The sequence below is a fragment of the Streptomyces paradoxus genome (genome assembly GCF_014202475.1).
GTDB lineage: Bacteria > Actinomycetota > Actinomycetes > Streptomycetales > Streptomycetaceae > Streptomyces > Streptomyces paradoxus.
Genome location: NZ_JACHGV010000004.1, coordinates 542,335 through 561,561, shown reverse-complemented (window position 1 = coordinate 561,561; position 19,227 = coordinate 542,335). Strand labels below are relative to the sequence as shown.

Below are 19,227 nucleotides of genomic sequence, written 5' to 3'. Positions count from 1 at the left end.
CGGCCGGTGCCGTCCGGGCCGGCCGGCCGGCCGGCTACAGCTTGGGGGCTTGCAGTGACTTCGGTGATCTTCTCGCGTCGCTCCGGCGCCGTGCGCGTCGCGGCGGCGGCCGCGGGGCTGGCGGGCGTGCTCGTGCTCAGTGCGTGCAGCGGCGACGGCGGCTCGGGGGACGACTCGGCGTCCAGTCCGTCCCCGTCGGACTCGGCGTCGGCGGCGACGGGCGGGGGCTCCGGATCCGGTTCCGGCGGCTCGGCCGGCGGGGAGCTGGCGGGCAGCTGGCTCGCGACGACCGGCGGCAAGGCCGTGGCCCTGGTGATCACCGGCAAGCAGGCCGCGCTGTTCGCCACCGGCGGGAGCGTGTGCAGCGGTACCGCCGGCGAGGAATCCGGGATGCGGATGATCCGCCTGAAGTGCACGGACGGCTCCAAGGACCGGACGACCGGCATGGTCGACTCCGTGAACAAGAGCAGCCTGAAGGTCACCTGGGAGGGCGGCCTCGGCGCGGAGACCTACACGAAGGCCGAGGGCGGCAAGCTCCCCACGGGTTTCCCGACGGCGGGCATCGGCTGACCCCGGCCTCCGCACGGACGGGCCACGGCTCCCCTACGGGACCTGTGGCCCGTCCGGCGTTCGGGGGAACCACAGGGGGTGCGTGCCCGTCCGGGTCCCGCGTGCGTGATGATCCAGGGGCCCGATGCCGCTTTCGTTCGACACGTCCAGAGGACCTCATGCGCACCTACCCCCTCGCCCTGGCCGCCGCCCTTGCCGCTACGGTCCTGCTGACCGGCTGCAGCGACGACAAGTCCGGTGGTGACGACGTCAAGAACGCGGACCGGAAGAGCGATGCGGCCTGCGCGCTCGGCGACATGGGCGTGGAGGTCGGCGCGGCCACCGCCCCGGCCGCCGGGGACACCGGCACCGTCACCGTCACGCTCACCAACAAGGGTCCGCAGTGCGCGCTGAAGGGCTTCCCCGGCGTGGACCTGCTGGCCGACGACAAGACGACGTCCGTCTCCCCGGACGAGGGCGCGAAGGCCCAGTCGCTCACGCTCGGCGAGGGCGGCACCACGTCCTTCACGATCACCTACGTCCGGGGGGAGGCGGGCTCTGCGGAGAGTCTCGACGTGCACAAGGCGTCCTTCACCCTTCCCGGCGACACGAAGGCCGCGCACGACCTGACGTGGTCGTACGGCGAGGTCGCCCTGAAGGCGGCGGGAAGCGGCGCGGCCCAGGCCTCGGTGAGCGGCTTCGAGACCTCGGGCGACTGACGGCACTGACGGCAGGTCAGCGCAGCGGCGGCCGGTGCCGGACCTGGGCCCGGTCCGCCGCCTGCGCGCCCTCCGTCCAGCCCGCCGCGTCGCGCACCCCGCGCAGCCGGGTCGTGGTCGTCTCCGGGAACATCCGGTCCACCCGCCCTGTCACGGCGACCTCGCGGGAGGCGAGGACCGGCAGCAGATCGTCGGTCACCTGGGTCTCGGCGGCGGCTGCCAGCCGGGTGCCGACGCGGTGGGCGTAGGCCGCGAGGAAGGACTGCCGGAACGTTTTGGTGCGCTTGCGGCCGCCCGCCCGCTGGGTCGCCTCCGCCCTGGTCATCGCGGTCGTGGCCTGGACGAGGAGCGAGGTGTAGAGGAGTTCGACCGCCTCCAGGTCCGCTTCGAAGCCGACGACGGTGGAGAAGCCGAGAGGCTCGTTCCACACCGCCCGGCAGTGGTTGGCCCCGGCGACGGCGTCCAGCAGCACCGCCTTGGCCTGCTCGTACGGCGGCTCGACCCCGATCCGGCAGGCCCCGGGCGCGTCCGGGGACGGCGCCCGCGCCGCGAGCAGCGCCTCGTCGACACTGTGCCGGGCCATCAGCTCCTGCGCCTTGGCGCTGAGCGCCTCCGCCTCCTCCGGGAACCCGGTGGCCTCCGCCTTGGCGAGCAGCGCACGGATGCGGGTGAGCATGCGGGACTCGGCCCCCGCCCCGCCGGGCGCCCGCCCGGGCGCCTCGTCGAGGGTCTCCAGGACCGGCAGCCGCAGCAGCAGGCGGTACAGCTCCAGCACGGCGGTGGCGTGCGAGAAGCGGTCGGTGCGGGGCGGGGCGTCGTCAGGGAGCTCCGCGAGCTGGGCGTTCCAGCGGCGGCCCCGGGGCCCGTCGCCGGGCGCCTGGGCGCGGATCAGCGCGGCCACCAGCAGCACGTGCCCGTCGTCCAGCTCGCGCCGCACGGTCCGTACGACATCGGCCGGCTGCCAGCCCCGCCGCCAGGCCCCGGCCACGAACTCGTGTCCGCGCCGGGCGAGTTCGGCGTCGGCCGCCGGGTCGGAGGCGAGCAGGGAGGCCCCGGCGTCGAGGGCCCTCTCGCCGGTCTCGTAGAGGGCCGACGCGAACGCGCGATCGACGGTGGTGGACGTGCTCACGGGGCGATGGTGCCACGCCGTCCCCTTCGGCGAGGGTGTCAACTCGTGGTTGACACCCCCCAGGGCGCAACCTACGGTTGACACATGACGAACCCCGACACCACGTCATCCATCCGTCTCGACGACCTCATCGCGGCTATCAAGAAGGTCCACCCGGAGCCACTGGACCAGCTCCAGGACGCGGTGATCGCCGCGGACCACCTGGGCGACGTGGCCGACCACCTGATCGGCCACTTCGTCGACCAGGCCCGGCGGTCCGGCGCGTCCTGGACGGACATCGGCAGGAGCATGGGCGTCACCCGGCAGGCCGCGCAGAAGCGATTCGTGCCGAAGGAGTCGAACGACCTCGACCCGAGCCAGGGCTTCAGCCGGTACACGCCCCGCGCCCGCAACGCGGTGATGGCCGCGCACAACGCGTCCAAGGCCGCCCGCAACGCCGAGGGCCTGCCCGAGCACCTCGTCCTCGGTCTGCTGGCCGAGCCGGACGGCCTCGCCGCGAAGGCGGTCATCAAGCAGGGCGTCACGCTCGACGCCGTCCGCGAGGCGGCGACGGCGGCTCTTCCGCCCGCCGCCGACGAGGTCCCGGAGCTCGTGCCGTACGGCCAGGGGGCCAAGAAGGTCCTGGAGCTCACCTTCCGCGAGGCCCTGCGCCTCGGCCACAACTACATCGGCACCGAGCACATCCTGCTCGCCCTGCTGGAGCACGAGAACGGCGAGGGCGTCCTCAGCGGCCTCGGCATCGACAAGGAGCGGGCCGAGCAGTACATCCGGACGGTGCTGGAGAAGATCATGCAGGCGCAGAAGGAGACGGACGAGGCCTGACGAGGCCTTCCGCGAGGCGAGCGGGGGCGTTGTCAGACCCCCCTGTCACACTCGCGACATGGCCGACCGGTGGGCACTCGCTCCGGCCGAGGACGGTGGCGTGGACGTCGCCCCCCTCGGTCCGGCCGGGCTGCCCTCCGGTCCGGCGCGGCGAGAGGCGGACGCCGCCGAGGCCGTCCGGAGCCGCCCCGGCGTCACGCGGTGGGTGTGGCGGTCCACCGCCGAGGTCTACCCGCGCCTGCTCGCCGAGGGGGTGCGAGCCGAGCGGTGCTACGACATCGAGGCCGCCGAGACCCTCCTCCTCGGCCACGAGGGGCGCTACGGGGAACCCCGCTCGGCCGCGGCCGCCCTGGCCCGGCTGCGCGGCGGCCCCGTGCCGCCCGATCCGCCGCAGCGGTCCGCCGAACCGGGCTCGCAGTCCTCTCTGTTCGAGCCGCAGGGCGTCCACCTTCCCCTGCCGGACCTCCTCGCCGTCTACGCCGAGCAGCACAAGCGGCACCAGCGGGCCGAGCACCCCGACCGGATGCGGCTGCTGACCGCCGCCGAGTCGGCGGGCATGCTGGTGGCCGCCGAGATGAACCGCGCCGGGCTGCCCTGGAGCGCCGGGGTGCACCGCGCCGTGCTGCACGACCTGCTGGGCGACCGGTACGCGGGCGGCGGCGAGCCACGCCGCCTGGCCGAACTGGCCGACGAGGTGTCCGCGGCGTTCGGCCGCCGGGTCCGCCCCGACCTGCCGGCCGACGTGGTCAAGGCCTTCGCCCAGGCCGGGATCAAGGTCTCCTCGACCCGCCGCTGGGAGATCGAGTCCGTCGACCACCCCGCCGTGAAGCCCCTGATCGAGTACAAGAAGCTGTACCGCATCTGGGTCGCCCACGGCTGGTCCTGGCTCCAGGACTGGGTCCGCGAGGGCCGCTTCAGACCCGAGTTCCTCGCGGGCGGGACGGTGACCGGGCGCTGGGTCACCAACGGCGGGGGCGGGCTCCAGATCCCCAAGGTGATCCGGCGGGCCGTGGTCGCCGACCCCGGCTGGCGGCTCGTCGTCGCCGACGCCGACCAGATGGAGCCGCGCGTCCTCGCGGCGATCTCCCGCGACCCCGGCCTGATGGAGGTGGCCGGCCGGGAGACCGACCTGTACCAGTCCGTCTCCGACCGCGCCTTCTCCGGCGACCGTTCCCAGGCCAAACTCGCCGTGCTCGGCGCGGTCTACGGCCAGACCTCCGGGGACGGCCTGAAGAACCTCGCCGCGCTCAGACGCCGTTTCCCCAGGGCGGTGGCGTACGTCGACGACGCGGCCCGGGCCGGTGAGGAGGGCCGGCTCGTGCGGACCTGGCTCGGCCGGACCTGCCCGCCCGCGGCCCGGGGCACGGACGACGCGACGGAGGAGGCAGGCATCCCCACGGCTGCCGTCGGCTCCGGCTCCGGGGAGGACGAGCAGCCGGACGGCGGTCAGTGGGTGCCCGGCTACGCCTCCACCAACGCCCGCGCCCGCGGCCGCTTCGCCCGCAACTTCGTCGTCCAGGGCAGCGCCGCCGACTGGGCGTTGCTGCTGCTCGCCGCGTTGCGCAGGGCCTGCGCGGAGCTGTCGGCCGAGCTGGTCTTCTTCCAGCACGACGAGGTGATCGTGCACTGCCCCGAGGAGGAGACGGAGACGGTCGTGGCGGCGATCAGCGAGGCGGCGGCCCTGGCCGGACGGCTGACCTTCGGGGAGACGCCCGTGCGGTTCCCGTTCACGACGGCGGTGGTGGAGTGCTATGCGGACGCCAAGTAGCCGGATCGGGTGGGGAGTCGTCGAGGGCGCCGCGGGACCTGTCGGCGGAAGCGAGCAACGCGCGTAGCTCTGTGACGACCTCCTGCTCGTCCGTTCCCTCCAGAGCCGCGAGAGCCGAGCTCCACGCCTCGCGTGCCTCGCCGATGTGCCCCCGCTCCCGCAGCAGCAGGCCGTGCTGGTGGCGGGCGAGACCGCCGGTGTAGCGGTCGGTGCGGGCGTCGGCCAGGCCGAGCAGCTCGGCGCACTCACGGGCGGCCCGACCGCTGCGGCCCAGCTGACGCAGGGCACGGACCAGACCGAGCCGGGTCCGGGACTCGCCGTGCCAGTCGCCGTGACCGCCGAGGATGCGCAGGCTCTCCTCGAAGTGCGGCAGGGCGGCGGCCGGCTGGCCGAGCCGCAGATGCGCGTACCCGATGTTGCGGTGCGCCGAGTGCCGCACGATCACGGCGCCGATCTCATCCCCGAGGGCGAGCGAACGCCGGTGCCGCTCGATGGCCGCCCGCGGGTCGATGTGCTCGACGAGGTTGCCGAGGTGGCTGTGGGTGACGGCCTCGCCGTACGGGTCGTTCAGCTGCCGTGCGTACTGCAGGCTCCGCGTCAGTGCCTCGCCCGCCTCGGTGCGCCGGCCGAGCCCGTCCAGCAACAGGCCGCGGTTGTCGAGGCAGCGGCGGATCCAGGAGGGGTGGTCCAGCCGCCGCCAGATGGCGAGCGCCCGGTCGTTGAGCGCGAGCGCTTCCTTGTGCCGGCCGGTCAGGAAGTGCAGCCCGGCGAGATCGGCCAGCGCGTACGCCTCCGCCTCCGCGTCACCGAACCGGCGGGCCACCCGGAGGCCGGCCCGTCCGAGCACCTCCATCTCGGCGACGCGTCCCCAGCGGTGCGCGTAGGGAAAGATCAGCCGGACGAGCGTGCCGGCCAGGCCCGCGCGCTGCCCGGAGGGGTCGTCCGCGTACCGCTCGACCAGGGCAACGACGTTCTCCAGCTCCCGGTCCCCCCAGGCAAAGGCCTCCCCGGGGCCGGCGAAGGGGGCGACGGTGTCCACGTGGGCCGCGTGGCCGGCCGGCTGGGCGGAGGTGGGCCGGCGGCGGTCGTCCAGGTCGAGGCCGGGTTCCACGATCGCGGCGAGGACGCGCTCGGCGACGGCCGCGTACCAGTGCAGCGCCGTGCCGGCGGTGTCGTCGATGTCGTCGGCGTCCTCGGCGTCCCGTTCTCCGGCCCGTTCCCGGGCGAAGTCGCGCACCAGGTCGTGCGGTGCGTAGCGGCCGTACGCCGACTCCTCCAGCAGGGCCACGTCGAGGAGGCGTTCCAGGGCGGCCTCGGTGCGGGGCTCGCCGGTGCCGGTGAGGCGGGCGAGCAGCGGGGCGCCGTAGGTGGGCAGGTCGAGCGCGCCGATGCGGCGCAGGGTGCGGGCCGCGTCCCGGTCGGCCTGCCGCTCGGAGGCGGCGAGGGCATCGTGCGCGACGGCCAGGGAGCGGCGGACGCTCAGGTCGTCGTACTCCAGGTGGTGCAACCGCCCGTCCGCGGCGGCGAGTTGTCCGGCCAGCGTGCCGGGGGTCAGGGCCGGACGGGCGGCGAGCCGGGCGGCGACGATCCGCAGGGCCAGCGGGAGCCTGCCCGTGAGCTCGACGAGGAGCCTGGCGGCGTCCGTACCGTCCAGGCCGTCACGGCCCGAGGCCCTGCGCAGGAGTTCGGCGCTCTCCTCGTCCGACAGCGGGGCGAGCGGAAACCGGGCCGCGCCGTCGAGGGCGGTCAGCGGCGAGCGGCTGGTGACGATCACCACGCACCCGGCGCCCCCCGGCAGGAGCGGCCGTACCTGCGCGGCACTCGCGGCGTCGTCCAGCACCAGGAGCGTGCGCGTCGGCGCGAGCAGGGAACGCAGCAACGCGGCCGCGGCGTCCGGCCGTTCCGGGATGCGGCAGGGTTCGGTACCGAGGTCACGCAACAGGGCAGTGACCGCCTGACCAGCGGTGAGAGGGGTCATGCCCGGGGTGGCGCCGTGCAGGTCGAGGTGGATCTGCCCATCGGGGAAACGTTCCGCCAGCTGATGGGCGACCTGCAGTGCGAGCGCGCTCTTGCCGACGCCGGCCATGCCGCTGATGACGGCGGTGGGGTGCGGACCGGGTGCCGTGAGCGCGTGGCGCAGGGATGCGCGCAGGGAGGTGCGGCCGACGAAGTGGACGGGGGGTGGGGGCAGTTGAGCGGGTGCGGGTGTCGGCCTGTCTGCCGGCCCGGGCACACTCGGCCCACCGGGGTCACGGGACTCACGGGGCTCATCTGGCTCCCTGGACTCCCTCGGCTCCCTGGAACCACCGCCCCGCGTGGACCCCCGCAGCACCTCGACATGCGCCTCCCGCACGCCCGGCCCCGGCTCGATGCCGAGCTGGCCGACGAGGCGGGTGCGCAGGTCGCGGTGGACGGCCAGGGCCTCGGCCTGACGGCCGGTGCGGTGCAGGGCGAGCATCAACTGCCGGTAGAACACCTCCCGCAGCGGATACTCGCCGGTCAGCACCGCCAGCTCCGGCACCAGTTCGTGGAGCCGTGGGCCGCCCAGCGCCAGCTCGGCGTCGTAGCGCCACTCCAGAAGGCGCAGCCGGGCCTCGCACAAGCGCTGCGCGAAGGCGTACCCGCCCACCTCGGGCGGCAGTCCGGCCAGCGGCGCACCCCGCCACAGGGCGAGCGCGGCCGCGCACACGCGCACGACCCGTTCCCAGTCCTGGCCGGTGTGCGCGGCACGCGCCTCGGCGACGTGGGCGTCGAAGACGTGGACGTCCAGCTCACCCTCGTCGATCCGCAGCACGTACCCGGACGGCACGGTGCGCAGCCGTCCCGGATCGTCGAGCAGCCGCCGCAGCCGGGTGACGTGGTTGTGCAGCGAGGCCCCGGCGGACACGGGCGGCGCCTCGCCCCACAGCGCGTCCTTGAGCGACTCGACGGAGACGGTCCGCCCGGCATCGAGGAGCAGCGCGGACAGCAGCACGCGCGACTTGGGGCCTGCGACGGCACGGGCCCCGCCCCCGGCGCAGCCCTGATCGTCGTAGAACAGCACCGGCGGCCCCAGCAGCCCGAAACGCATTGTCACGCCACTACCCCCCGTGCACTCCGCCCTGACGAGCTCCTCCCCCCGGGCGGTGGATTTCCGCCACCCCGGCCTTCGCCTGCTCCGCCGGAATCGGCAGCCGCCCCAGCCGTCGTCGGGCTTGGTTCGGCGACTTCCAGCCGACCGGCAGACGGCGCAACGGCGAAGCGTTGGCCATATGTTAGCGATCCGTTGGCAAAGCCTGATGTGATCACTACATCGGATCTGGCCCGGCGGTGCGCGCGTCTGGACGCGCAACTCGGGGGAGTGTCGCCGCCGCGGCCGGGTCCGGGTCCCGGTCGGCGGAGGTGAACGGCCGGGGCCCACTCCTTCTCTCCGGCGCCCTGCCGGCCTCGGCCGACCGGCGTCAGATAACGGGCGGCCGCCCCAGCCGGGTGAGCCGCCACACCGTCCGCCAGCGCATGGGCCGCCGCTCCCCCGCCGGTTCCCGTAGGCCTTCCGCGAATCCGCCGAACCATGCGCGCAGCCCGGCGCCCGACCGGTTCCGGGCGAGGGTGAGCAGCACCCACACACCCAGGTGGACGGGGACGAGCGCGAGCGGCAGCCGGCGGCGGGCCAGCCAGACCCGGTTGCGGGCGTTCACCCGGTAGTAGATGGCGTGCCGGGCGGGCGAGGTCTTCGGATGCCGGAGCAGCAGCTCCGGGGCGTAGAGGATCCGCCAGCCGGCGTCCACCGCGCGCCATGCGAGGTCGGTCTCCTCGTGCGCGAAGAAGAACTCGGCGGGCCAGTCGCCGACCTCGTCGAGCATCGCCATCCGCAGGGCGTGCCCGCCGCCCAGGAAGCCGGTGACGTAACCGCCCCGGAGGGGATCGGAGTTGCCGACCCGGGGCACGTGCCGCTGCTGCGTCTCGCCGAGCTCGTCGGCGATGCGGAAGCCGACGATGCCGAGCCGCTCGTCGGCGGCGTACAGATCCCGTACGCGGCGCAGCACATCGGGGTCGACGAGCAGACCGTCGTCGTCCAGGTCCACCACGACGTCGATGTCGCCGAACTCCCGCAGCCGGGCCAGGGCCGCGTTGCGCCCGCCGGGGCAGCCGAGGTTCTCGTCGAGCTCGACGGCGGTGACCTCGCCGGGCAGGGACAGCCGCCGGGCGAAGTCGGGCAGCGGGCAGCCGTTGCCGACGACGACGATCCGCTCGGGCGGGGCGTCCTGCTTGGCCACGGACTCCAGCAGGGCGTCGACCTCGTCGGGCCGGTTGCCCATCGTCACCACGGCGACGGCGATCCGGGGCGCCCTCATGTCCTCACCTCGTCCGGGTCGGCGGCTTGACGACTGACCGGCGATGCTAGCCGTTCACGGCGGGGACGCCTTGAGTACGCCTGTCGGACGGCAGTTCGCCCACGCCGTCCATCCCGGGCCGCACCCGACCGGAGCGGGCACAGGATGTCGGGTGCGGCGGGGCCCGCGCTGCCTAGCGTGAGAGCACGACAAGGAAGGGGACCGGACGTGCTGGACCGGCTCAACCAGGCGATGGACCGGATCGAACGGAACCTCGGCGACAGCATCGACGTGGCGGACCTGGCGCGTACGGCGTGCACCTCGGAGTACCACCTGCGCCGCATGTTCTCCGCCCTGGCCGGCATGCCGCTGTCGGAGTACGTCCGCCGCCGCCGGCTGACGGTCGCGGGCGCGGAGGTGCTGTCGGGGGACGCGACGCTCCTGGAGATCGCGATCCGCTACGGCTACGGCTCCGGCGAGGCGTTCGCACGGGCGTTCCGCACGATGCACGGCGTGGGCCCGGGCGAGGCCCGGCGCACCGGCGCCGCGCTCGTCTCCCAGCCCCGGTTGGCCTTCCGCCTCACCGTCGAAGGGAACAGCAGCATGCACTACCGAGTCGTGGACCGCCCGGCCTTCACGGTCACGGGTTTCAAGACCCGGGTCCCCCTGATCCACTCGGGCCCGAACCAGGCGATCATCGATTTCGTCCGCGGCCTCGACAAGTCCGCGGTGGGCCGGCTGGAGAAACTGTCCGACCAGGAACCCGGAGGTCTGGTCGCGGTCTGCGACGACCTGGACCCCAGCCGTGCGGAGGGCACGGAACTCGACTACTACCAGGCCGTGATCACCTCGGCCCCGGCCCCGGCCCCCGAAGGCACCACCACCCTGCCGGTCCCGCCGGGCACCTGGGCGGTCTTCACCACGGCGGGCCCGGCCCCCGCGGCCATCCAGGAACTCTGGCGCGACGTGTTCACCGAGTGGTTCCCGTCCAACCCCTACCGCACCCGCCCCGGCCCGGAGATCCTCCGCACCCGCCTGTCCGGCGACGGCACGGAGGCGGACGCCGAACTGTGGCTCCCGGTGGAGCGGGAAAGCACCCGCTGACACACCCGGGGGCGGCCCGGACACCCCATGGGGCCTGTCGTTTGGGTCAGGCCTGATCCAAACGACAGGCCCTAGGCGCGGTCCGCTCCGGGCCGCCCGCGCAGATACGCGAGGACCGCGAGGACCCGGCGGTTGGTCGTGTCGTCGAGCGAGAGGTCGAGCTTGGTGAGGATGGAGCCGAAGTGCTTGCTGACGGTGCCCTCGCTCACCACCATGGCCGCGGCGATCGACGCGTTGGACCTGCCCTCCGCCATCAGCGCGAGCACCTCCTGCTCCCGCGCGGTGAGCCGGGCCAGCGGGTCGCGCCGGTGCCTGATCAGCTGGCGCACCACCTCGGGGTCGACGACGGTGCCGCCCTCCGCGACCCGGTGCACCGCGTCGACGAACTCCTCGACGCGGCCGATCCGTTCCTTGAGGAGATAGCCCACCCCGGTGCCGTCGGACGAGTCGAGCAGATCCTCGGCGTAGGACCGCTGGATGTACTGGCTGAGGACCAGGATCGGCAGTCCGGGCCGGCTGCGGCGCAGGGCGATGGCGGCACGCAGGCCCTCGTCGGAGAAGCCGGGCGGCATCCGTACGTCGGTCACCACGATGTCGGGTTCGTGCGCGGCGACCGCCTCGGTGAGCTCGTCCGCGGAACCCACCGCGGCGACCACCCGGTGCCCGAAGCGCTCCATGAGGCCGAGGAGTCCTTCGCGGAGCAGGACGCTGTCCTCGGCCAGCACGATGCGCAGCATCAGTTCCTCAATCACGCGGTCGGATCAGGCGGTTGGCACGGTACCAGCAGGCGGAACACGGTGGGCCCGCCGGGCGGACTGGACACCCGCAGGCGGCCGTCGAGGACCGAGACGCGATCGGCGACGCCCTGCAGGCCCGTCCCCCGCCCGGCGTCCGCGCCCCCGTGACCGTCGTCCTCGACCTCCACGGACAACTGCCCGTCGTCCAGGCCTCCCCGCACCACGGCCCTGCTCGCGCCGCTGTGTTTGGCGACGTTGGCGAGGGCCTCACTGACCGCGAAGTACACGGCCGTCTCGATCGCCTCCGGGGGCCGGACCGGCAGGTCGAGGTCCACGTCTACGGGGATCGAGGAGCGGTCCGCGAGATCCTCGACGGCCGCCACCAGGCCCCGGTCGCTGAGGACTTGGGGGTGGATGCCGCGGATCAGCTCCCTGATCTCGACGAGGGCGGTGGCCGCCTCGTCCTGCGCCTTGGCGAGCAGCGAGCCGAGCGGCCCGTCCGGCGCGTCGAGGCGGGCCAGGCCGAGCGTCATGGACAGGGCGACGAGCCGCTGCTGTGCCCCGTCGTGCAGATCGCGCTCGATGCGGCGCCGCTCCGCCTCGAAGGCGTCCACGAGGCGGACCCGGGAGCGGCCCAGCTCCTTGATCTTCGAGTTCAGTTCGCCGGTCGGCGAGGCCAGCAGGAAGCGGGTCAGGGCCGCCCGGCCCGCGGCGATCGCGCCGAGCGGGTAGGCGAACACGGGCAGCAACAGCAGCCCGGCGAGCGCCGCCCCGAGCGCCCCGGGCCGGCTGTCCACGATCCACAGCTTGAGGACCCGCGCCTCCTCGCCGTCGACCGCCAGCATCACCGGCACCGCGAGCAGCCCGCCGCACACGAGGAGGACGGAGCCCACGACCAGCGCTTCGAGGGGCCACAGCAGGAAGCCGAAGAGCACCGCGTAGCCCAACTCGCGCCAGGTGGCGCGTTCCTGGAGCCGAGTGCGCAGCCAGGCGGTGAGACCGGTGCGGTCGGGTTCGCGGTGCGGATCGGCGAGCGGCTCGCTGTCGATCAGACGCAGCCGGCGGCGCTCGACCGAGGCCAGCGGCACCCCGGTGAGGACGAGGACGAGCAGCAGCGGAAGACCGACGACGACCACGGTGAGCATGCTGCCCGTGATGGCGAGCAGCACGAGCGTGAGCAGGGTGATGAGGCCGAGGACCGCACTGCTGAGCAGGTACAGCGCCGCGCGCCAGGGCCAGCCGCTGCGCAGGTAGTGGCGCAGGCGGAGCCGGGTCCAGATCGTCGGGGGGTGCATGCGCCGCACGCTATGAGACCTTTCCGGTCCGGACCACCCAGCTGGCTCCCCCATCGGGGCGGGTGCCGGCTACCGGCCGGGACGGGGCCCAGCTGCGATGTGCCGGAGCGCCCCGCGCGGTCTGCGGCCTTGCGCCCTGCCCTGTCCGCGCCGGGTGCAGCCATCGAGCACAGGAGGGTGGAGCTACCTCCACCCCCAGGACTCCGTCCCGCTGCGATGTCCCGGTCGTGCGGGCCCGGTTGAGTGGACACCATGAATCCAGCAGCCGTCCGGCTCCGCTCCGTGACCCGCTCCTACGGGACGGGCGACAACGCCGTCACCGCCCTCGACCAGGTCAGCCTCGACATCCCGCGGGGCACCTTCACCGCCGTCATGGGCCCCTCGGGCTCCGGCAAGTCGACCCTGTTGCAGTGCACGGCGGGACTCGACCGGCCGACCGGGGGCCAGGTCTTCCTCGGGGAGACCGATCTGACACGGCTGAGCGAGAAGAAGCTGACGCTGCTGCGCCGGCGGCGCATCGGGTTCGTCTTCCAGGCGTTCAACCTGCTGCCCGCGCTGACCGCCGAGCAGAACGTCGGGCTGCCGCTGCGGCTCGCGGGCCGCCGCCCCAGGCGGTCCGAGGTCCTGAACGTGCTGGAGCAGGTCGGCCTTCGCGAGCGTGCCGGGCACCGGCCCAGCGAGATGTCGGGCGGCCAGCAGCAGCGCGTGGCGCTCGCCCGCGCCCTGGTCACCCAGCCGGACGTGCTGTTCGGTGACGAACCGACGGGCGCCCTGGACTCCACCACGAGCCGCGAGGTGCTGACGCTGCTGCGGACGATGGTCGACCGCGGCCAGACGGTGATCATGGTGACGCACGACCCGGTCGCCGCCTCCTACGCGGACCGGGTGCTCTTCCTCGCCGACGGCACGGTCCAGGGCGAGCTGTACACGCCGACGGCGGAGCAGGTCGCCCAGCGGATGACCGCCCTGAGCGCCGTCCCCTCGAAGGCCGCGGCGGTGGCGTCGTGCTGAGTCTCGCGCTGCGCGGAATGCGCACCCGCTGGGTCACGTTCGTCGGTTCGTTCGTCGCGCTCGCGCTCGGGGTCGGCCTCATCGCCACCACGGGCCTCGCACTCGCGGCGACGTTCGACGCGCCGGAGCGGGGCACCGAACGGTTCGCCGCGGCACGGGTCGTGGTGCAGGGCACGGACGAGCTGAAGGCCGACACCCCGATCGGGGTGCGGACGTCGAAGCTGACCAGCCCCCGTGCGGTGCCGGAGAAGCTGGCGGACAAGCTGGCCACGGTGGGCCCCGTCGCCGAGGACCGTACGTTCCCGGTCTCGGTGCCGGACGCGGACCGGCGGGTCGGTGCGGACACCGCGCTCGTGGGCCACTCGTGGGCGGTCGCCGCCGCCACGCCGTACCGTCTCACCTCCGGACGCGCCCCCGCTGCGCCCGGCGAGGTCGTCGTCACGACCGGGCCCGGCGCGCAGGTGCGCACCGGGGACCGGATCCAGGTCGTCACGCCCGGGGGCGCCGGTACTCGCACCGTGGTCGGCACGGTGCCGGCGGCCGGTTTCGAATCGGCGGTGTTCTTCACCGCCGCCGAGGCCGCGCGCCTGTCACCGCGCATCGACCGGGTGACGGTGGACGCCGACCCGGCCGCCGTCCGCGCGGCGCTCGGCACCGGCTCGGGCATGGCCGTCCTGACCGGCGACGACCGGCGGCGCGCCGACCCCGACCCGGACCGCGACGAGGAGGCCCTGGTCTCCGTGAACGCCCTGCTCGGCACCGCGGCCGGCATCACCGCGTTCGTGTCGGTGTTCGTGGTCGCCTCGACGTTCACCTTCGCGGTGGCGCAGCGCAGGCGGGAGTTCGGGCTCCTGAGGATGGCGGGCGCGACACCCGGTCAGGTACGGCGCATGGTGTGCGCGGAGGCCCTGGTGATCGGGGTGCTCGCCTCGGCCGCGGGGTGCCGGCTGGGCCGGTGGGCCGCGCCGCGGCTCGCCTCGTGGATGTCGGGGCAGGGCATCGCCCCGGCCTGGTTCAGGATCGGTGAGCAGGCCTGGCCGCTCCATGTCGCCTTCTGGACCGGCCTGACCGTGGCCCTGTGCGGTGTCGTCGTGGCGTCCTTCCGCGCGGGCCGGACCGGACCGACGGCGGCGCTGCGGGAGTCGGCCGTCGACAGCGGCACGATGCCGTGGAGCCGCCTCCTGGTGGCCGCCGCCGTGCTGCTCACGGGCCTCGGCCTGCTGGTGACGGCGCTGGTGGAGAACCCCGGCGACGTGCTGAAGCGCAAGACGTACATCACCCAGCCGATGCTGCTCATCGTGGCGATGGCCCTGCTCGCGCCGGTTCTGGTGCGGCCGCTGACCCGGCTGCTGACCTGGCTGCCCGCCCGGCTGCCGGGCGCCGTGGGCATGCTGGCGCGGGAGAACGCGGCGGCCGGGGTGCGCCGGACGGCGGCCGTGGCCGCGCCGGTCATCATCACCGTGGCGCTCGCCTGCTCCCTGATGGGCACGACCGCCACCATCAACGAGGCAAAGGCCACCGAGGCACGCACCCAGACGCGGGCCGACTACGTGGTCTCGGCGGGCGACGCGGGCCGGGCGCTGCCCGCCGGGTTCGTCCGGGCGGCCCGTGCCGTCCCCGGCGTGACGGTCAGCACGTCCCGCTCGACCGGGGTGACCGTCCTGGAGGAGGGCACCGCCCTCGTCCGCTCCGAGGCTCGCGCCGTCAGCAGCGGCAGGGAACTGTCCGAGGTGTCCCGGCTCCCCGTCGTGGCGGGAAAACTGACCGACCTCGACGACGACAGCATCGTCGTCAACGAGGAATGGCTGACCACCCGCGTCGGCGACCGGGTGCCCGTCTGGCTGGGCGACGGCCGCAAGGCGAACCTCAGGATCGCCGCGGTCCTCTCGATCGGCACGGGCAACAACGGCGTGTACCTCACCGCACGCAACGCCGCCGGGGCGGGCATCGACCGCGTCGACATCAAGGTAGCCGCCGACGCCGACCGGGCCGCCGTCGACCGGCGGCTGCGCGCGGCGGGCGAGGCGAGCGGTGTCGAGGTGCTCGGCGCCGGGCAGTGGATCGACGCGCACTACCCGCGCTCCAGCGAGTCCACCCGGCTCGGCCTGCTGATGATCCTGGCCATCGCCCTGGTCTACACGGGCATCGCGCTGGCCAACACGCTGGTCATGGCCACCACGGACCGGGTCCGCGACCTCGCCGCGCTGCGCCTGACGGGCGCCACGAAGCCCCAGGTGCTGCGCCTGGTCGCCGTCGAGTCGGTGATGGTCGTGGCGGTCGGCGCGGTGCTCGGCGCCGCCGTCTCGGCGGTGAACCTGCTCGGCGTCCGCACCGCCCTGGGCCTGCTCGACGTGCGGTCCACGATCGTCGTGCCCTGGCCCACGGTGGGCGCGGTGATCGCCGCGAGCGCCCTCCTCGCGGTCCTCGCGGCCACCCTGCCCGCGTCGTTCGCCCTGCGCACCCGGCCGGTGGAGCTGGCGGGCATGCGCGCATGAGAAAACCCCAGGCCGGAAAGCATCCGGCCTGGGGTTCCAGTGGAGCCGCCTTCGGGATTCGAACCCGAGACCTACGCATTACGAGTGCGTTGCTCTGGCCATCTGAGCTAAGGCGGCGCGCTGTCCGCACCATGGTGCGATCAGCAACGACGGTAAGTCTACACATTTTCCGAGGGTGCTCCGCACCAGCCCCGGAGGCGGGCCCTCCGGGGCCGGCAGCAGGGCTATGAGCAGCGCTTTCCGTCCGTGGGCGGGGTGCCACGCAGGAGGTAGGCGTTGATCGTCCGGTCGATGCAGGAGCTGCCGCGGCCGTACGCCGTGTGGCCGTCGCCCTCGTAGGTGAGCAGGCGGGCCGAGGAGAGCTGGCCGGCCAGGGCCCGCGCCCAGCGGTAGGGGGTCGCCGGGTCCCGGGTCGTGCCGACCACGACGATGGGCGCCGCACCCTTCGCCTCGATCCGGTGCGGCTCACCCGTGGCGTGCACCGGCCAGTACGCGCAGTTCAGCGCGGCCCACGCCAGACCCTCGCCGAAGACCGGCGACGCCTTCCGGAACTCGGGCAGCGCCCCGCGCACCTCGTCGGGGGTGTCGAAGGAGGGGGGCAGGTCCAGGCAGTTCACCGCCGCGTTGGCGAACATCAGGTTGCTGTAGGCGCCGTCGGCGTCCCGCTCGTAGTAGCCGTCGGACAGGACGAGCAGTCCGGAGCCGTCGTTCTCCTTCATCGCGGACGTCAGCGCCTCGCGCAGCTGCTCCCAGGCACCCTCGTCGTACATGGCCGCGATCACACCGGTCGTGGCGAGGGACTCGGTGAGCTTGCGGTCCCCGCCGCCGGTGGGGACGGGCCGCGTGTCGAGCTTCTCGAAGAACGCCTTGAGGTTCTCGCCGACCCGCTCGGGCGGGGTGCCCTTGCCGCCCAGCGGGCAGTCGGCCTGCCGTACGCAGTCCTTCGCGAAGGACCGGAACGCCGTCTCGAAGCCCGCCGTCTGCTCCAGGTTCAGCCGCCGGGCCGGCAGCGACGGGTCCATCGCGCCGTCCAGCACCAGCCGCCCCGCCCGGTCCGGGAAGAGCCCGGCGTACGTCGCACCGAGGAAGGTGCCGTAGGAGGCGCCGACGAAGTTCAGCTTCTCGTCGCCGAGCACCGCCCGCACGATGTCCATGTCCCGGGCCGCCTCCACGGTGGACACGTGGCGCAGCAGCCGGGGCGCGTCCGCGCCGCAGCCCTCGGCGAACGTCCGGTACGCCGCGACCAGCCCGTCGGTCTCCCTCCCGTCGTCGGGCGTGGCGTCCGTCTGCGTGTACGTGTCCATGCCCGGCCCGTCCAGACACTTGACGGGTTCGCTGCGGGCCACACCGCGCGGGTCGACCGCCACCATGTCGTAGCGGGCCCGCACCTCGGCCGGGTAGCCGATGCCCGCGTACGCCTGGACGTAGCCGATCGCCGAGCCGCCCGGTCCGCCCGGGTTCACGAGCAGCGAGCCCAGCCGCTTGCCGGGGCCCGTGGCCTTCTTGCGGGTGAGGGCCAGCCGGACGTCGCCGGAGGACGGCTTGGCGTAGTCGAGCGGCACCTTGAGGGTGGTGCACTCGAAGCCGGGGACACCGCAGGCGCGCCAGGCCGGCTGCTGCCCGTAGTACGACGAGAGCGCCGCGGGCGTGGCCTGCGGCAGCGCGACCAGTGCCGCCTCCGCCGCCGCGGAGGCGGCGGACGTCGTCGCGCCGCCGGAGGAGCAGGCGGAGACGAGCAGCGCGGCCGTGGCGAGGAGACCGGCGGCGGTCTTGGCCCGGTTTCGTGTCCTGCGGTGGAGACCGCCGGAGCCGGAGGCGGAGCGGGAGGGGCGCCGTGTGTACATCCAGCGAGCGTAACTCTGGGCGACGGATTGGATGCCGTGCGTGCGTGTCGTGCCTCGTACGAGTTACGGCGTCAAGCGCATGCCGGACCCGTGTGTCCGGCGCAGGTCCGGCCCATGTGTCCGGCCGGCCCCTCAGCCCGCTCTGAGTGCCATCGTCATCGCCTCCACCGCGAGCAGCGGCGCCACGTTGCGGTCGAGGGCGTCGCGGCAGGCGGCGATCGCCTCGATACGGCGGAGTGTGGACTCCGGGGAGCTGCCGCGGGCGAGACGCTCCAGGGCGTCCTCGGCGTCCGCGTTGGCGATGGCCACGCGCGAGCCGAGCTGGAGGGCGAGGACGTCGCGGTAGAAGGCCGTGAGGTCGGTGAGGGCGAGGTCGAGGCTGTCACGCTGCGTGCGCGTTCTGCGGCGCTTCTGCTTGTCCTCCAGGTCCTTCATCACCCCCGCGGTGCCCCGGGGCATGCGGCCGCCCTGGGCGGCGCCGAGAGCGGCCTTCAGCTCCTCGGTCTCCTTGGAGTCCGTCTCCTCCGCGAGCTGCTTGGCGTCCTCGGCGGCCGCGTCGACGAGCTCCTGGGCGGCCTTGAGCGCGCCGCCGATGTCCTCGACGCGCAGCGGCAGCCTGAGCACGGCGGCCCGGCGTTCACGCGCGGCCGGGTCGGTGGCCAGGCGGCGCGCCCGGTCGACGTGGCCCTGGGTCGCCCGGGCCGCGGCGGCGGCCACGTCCGGCTCGACGCCCTCGCGGCTGACGAGCATGTCGGCGATCGCGTCGACCCTCGGCGTGCTCAGGTTCAGGTGGCGGCAGCGGGAGCGGATGGTCGGCAGGACGTCCTCGATGGAGGGGGCGCACAGCAGCCACACCGTGCGCGGAGCGGGCTCCTCCACGGCCTTGAGGACGGCGTTGGCCGACTTCTCGTTCAGCCGCTCGGCGTCCTCGACGAGGATGATCTGCCAGCGGCCGGTAGCCGGTGAGGTGAACGACTTGCGGACGGTGTCGCGCATGTCGTCGGCGAGGATCTGGGTGCCGACCGCGGCGACGGTGGTGACGTCGGCGTGGGTGCCGATGAGGGCCGTGTGGCAGCCGTCGCAGAATCCGCAGCCCGGGGAGCCGCCGAGGGCGCGGTCGGGGCTGACGCACTGCAGCGCCGCGGCGAACGCGCGCGCCGCCTGGTTCCGCCCGGCTCCGGGCGGGCCGGTGAACAGCCAGGCGTGCGTCATCTTCGACGCCTCGGGCGGCGGGGTGCCGGTGGTGGCGGCGGTGACCAGGGCGTCGGCATCCCGGGCGGCAGCGGCCAGCTGCTCGCTCACCCTCTCCTGCCCGACGAGGTCGTCCCACACGGTCATGGGTCACGCCGCCCTTCCGTCACGTGCTGCGTTGCGAGATCCATTGTGGGGGCGGCCACTGACAACGCCTGCCACCCCCACTGGCTCGCGGTGCGGAGACCGG

The 19,227-nt window shown here is 74.0% G+C and carries 14 protein-coding genes and 1 tRNA gene; 7 read left to right on the top strand and 8 right to left on the bottom strand.

Annotated features, from left to right (window positions below; all coding sequences use genetic code 11):
- Positions 1-54: 54 nt before the first annotated feature.
- Both HNR57_RS17065 and HNR57_RS17060 read left to right on the top strand, forming a co-directional pair.
- Positions 55-570 (top strand): hypothetical protein, encoded by a 516-nt coding sequence (locus HNR57_RS17065; protein ID WP_376772256.1) that lies wholly within the window; start codon positions 55-57, stop codon positions 568-570.
- Between the two features lie 158 nt (positions 571-728).
- Positions 729-1,268 (top strand): DUF4232 domain-containing protein, encoded by a 540-nt coding sequence (locus tag HNR57_RS17060; protein ID WP_184560844.1) that lies wholly within the window; start codon positions 729-731, stop codon positions 1,266-1,268.
- 16 nt (positions 1,269-1,284) lie between these two features.
- Here the strand turns inward: HNR57_RS17060 and HNR57_RS17055 are convergent, their stop codons facing one another.
- Complete coding sequence (locus HNR57_RS17055; RefSeq protein ID WP_184560843.1) at positions 1,285-2,397, bottom strand: DUF2786 domain-containing protein; 1,113 nt, start codon at positions 2,395-2,397, stop codon at positions 1,285-1,287.
- An 84-nt stretch (positions 2,398-2,481) separates the two neighbouring features.
- Here HNR57_RS17055 and HNR57_RS17050 point away from each other — a divergent pair, with 84 nt between their 5' ends.
- Both HNR57_RS17050 and HNR57_RS17045 read left to right on the top strand, forming a co-directional pair.
- Positions 2,482-3,219, top strand: coding sequence for a Clp protease N-terminal domain-containing protein (locus HNR57_RS17050; protein ID WP_184560842.1), 738 nt, complete (start codon positions 2,482-2,484; stop codon positions 3,217-3,219).
- Between the two features lie 58 nt (positions 3,220-3,277).
- On the top strand, positions 3,278-4,987 hold the full coding sequence (locus HNR57_RS17045) for a bifunctional 3'-5' exonuclease/DNA polymerase (RefSeq protein ID WP_184560841.1): 1,710 nt from the start codon (positions 3,278-3,280) through the stop codon (positions 4,985-4,987).
- Here HNR57_RS17045 and HNR57_RS17040 read toward each other — a convergent pair.
- Together HNR57_RS17040 and HNR57_RS17035 are read right to left on the bottom strand one after the other, a co-directional pair.
- Positions 4,947-8,057 (bottom strand): AfsR/SARP family transcriptional regulator, encoded by a 3,111-nt coding sequence (locus tag HNR57_RS17040; protein ID WP_184560947.1) that lies wholly within the window; start codon positions 8,055-8,057, stop codon positions 4,947-4,949. The two genes, HNR57_RS17045 and HNR57_RS17040, sit on opposite strands and share 41 nt — an antisense overlap.
- Positions 8,058-8,427: 370 nt before the next feature.
- The gene (locus HNR57_RS17035) at positions 8,428-9,321 is read right to left on the bottom strand and encodes a glycosyltransferase family 2 protein (protein ID WP_184560840.1); all 894 of its coding nucleotides are present in this window, start codon (positions 9,319-9,321) and stop codon (positions 8,428-8,430) included.
- Positions 9,322-9,528: 207 nt separating this feature from the next.
- Here HNR57_RS17035 and HNR57_RS17030 point away from each other — a divergent pair, with 207 nt between their 5' ends.
- The gene (locus HNR57_RS17030; protein ID WP_184560839.1) at positions 9,529-10,404 is read left to right on the top strand and encodes an AraC family transcriptional regulator; all 876 of its coding nucleotides are present in this window, start codon (positions 9,529-9,531) and stop codon (positions 10,402-10,404) included.
- A 71-nt stretch (positions 10,405-10,475) separates the two neighbouring features.
- Here HNR57_RS17030 and HNR57_RS17025 read toward each other — a convergent pair whose 3' ends face one another.
- Positions 10,476-11,141: a LuxR C-terminal-related transcriptional regulator gene (locus HNR57_RS17025; protein ID WP_184560946.1), complete on the bottom strand. Its 666-nt coding sequence runs from the start codon at positions 11,139-11,141 to the stop codon at positions 10,476-10,478.
- 11 nt (positions 11,142-11,152) lie between these two features.
- On the bottom strand, positions 11,153-12,436 hold the full coding sequence (locus HNR57_RS17020) for a sensor histidine kinase (protein ID WP_184560838.1): 1,284 nt from the start codon (positions 12,434-12,436) through the stop codon (positions 11,153-11,155).
- Between the two features lie 252 nt (positions 12,437-12,688).
- Between HNR57_RS17020 and HNR57_RS17015 the strand changes: the two genes are divergently transcribed.
- A complete protein-coding gene (locus HNR57_RS17015; RefSeq protein WP_184560837.1) occupies positions 12,689-13,447 on the top strand; it encodes an ABC transporter ATP-binding protein in 759 nt (252 codons plus the stop codon).
- On the top strand, positions 13,441-15,942 hold the full coding sequence (locus HNR57_RS17010; RefSeq protein WP_184560836.1) for an FtsX-like permease family protein: 2,502 nt from the start codon (positions 13,441-13,443) through the stop codon (positions 15,940-15,942). Before HNR57_RS17015 ends, HNR57_RS17010 begins: the two co-directional genes overlap by 7 nt.
- Before the next feature lie 40 nt (positions 15,943-15,982).
- Here the strand turns inward: HNR57_RS17010 and HNR57_RS17005 are convergent.
- The 3 genes from HNR57_RS17005 to HNR57_RS16995 form a co-directional block, all read right to left on the bottom strand.
- Positions 15,983-16,059: transfer RNA gene (locus HNR57_RS17005), tRNA-Thr, on the bottom strand.
- 107 nt (positions 16,060-16,166) lie between these two features.
- The gene (locus HNR57_RS17000) at positions 16,167-17,786 is read right to left on the bottom strand and encodes an alpha/beta hydrolase (protein WP_184560835.1); all 1,620 of its coding nucleotides are present in this window, start codon (positions 17,784-17,786) and stop codon (positions 16,167-16,169) included.
- A 132-nt stretch (positions 17,787-17,918) separates the two neighbouring features.
- Positions 17,919-19,124 (bottom strand): DNA polymerase III subunit delta', encoded by a 1,206-nt coding sequence (locus tag HNR57_RS16995; protein ID WP_184560834.1) that lies wholly within the window; start codon positions 19,122-19,124, stop codon positions 17,919-17,921.
- Positions 19,125-19,227 lie beyond the last annotated feature (103 nt).

Excerpts from the sequence above, each read along its gene's own strand:
- HNR57_RS17060 (WP_184560844.1), top strand. The coding sequence starts at position 729 with ATGCGCACCTACCCCCTCGCCCTGGCCGCCGCCCTTGCCGCTACGGTC.
- HNR57_RS17050 (WP_184560842.1), top strand. The coding sequence starts at position 2,482 with ATGACGAACCCCGACACCACGTCATCCATCCGTCTCGACGACCTCATC.
- HNR57_RS17045 (WP_184560841.1), top strand. The coding sequence starts at position 3,278 with ATGGCCGACCGGTGGGCACTCGCTCCGGCCGAGGACGGTGGCGTGGAC.
- HNR57_RS17040 (WP_184560947.1), bottom strand. The coding sequence starts at position 8,057 with ATGCGTTTCGGGCTGCTGGGGCCGCCGGTGCTGTTCTACGACGATCAG.
- HNR57_RS17035 (WP_184560840.1), bottom strand. The coding sequence starts at position 9,321 with ATGAGGGCGCCCCGGATCGCCGTCGCCGTGGTGACGATGGGCAACCGG.
- HNR57_RS17025 (WP_184560946.1), bottom strand. The coding sequence starts at position 11,141 with ATGCTGCGCATCGTGCTGGCCGAGGACAGCGTCCTGCTCCGCGAAGGA.
- HNR57_RS17020 (WP_184560838.1), bottom strand. The coding sequence starts at position 12,436 with ATGCACCCCCCGACGATCTGGACCCGGCTCCGCCTGCGCCACTACCTG.
- HNR57_RS17015 (WP_184560837.1), top strand. The coding sequence starts at position 12,689 with ATGAATCCAGCAGCCGTCCGGCTCCGCTCCGTGACCCGCTCCTACGGG.
- HNR57_RS17000 (WP_184560835.1), bottom strand. The coding sequence starts at position 17,786 with ATGTACACACGGCGCCCCTCCCGCTCCGCCTCCGGCTCCGGCGGTCTC.
- HNR57_RS16995 (WP_184560834.1), bottom strand. The coding sequence starts at position 19,124 with ATGACCGTGTGGGACGACCTCGTCGGGCAGGAGAGGGTGAGCGAGCAG.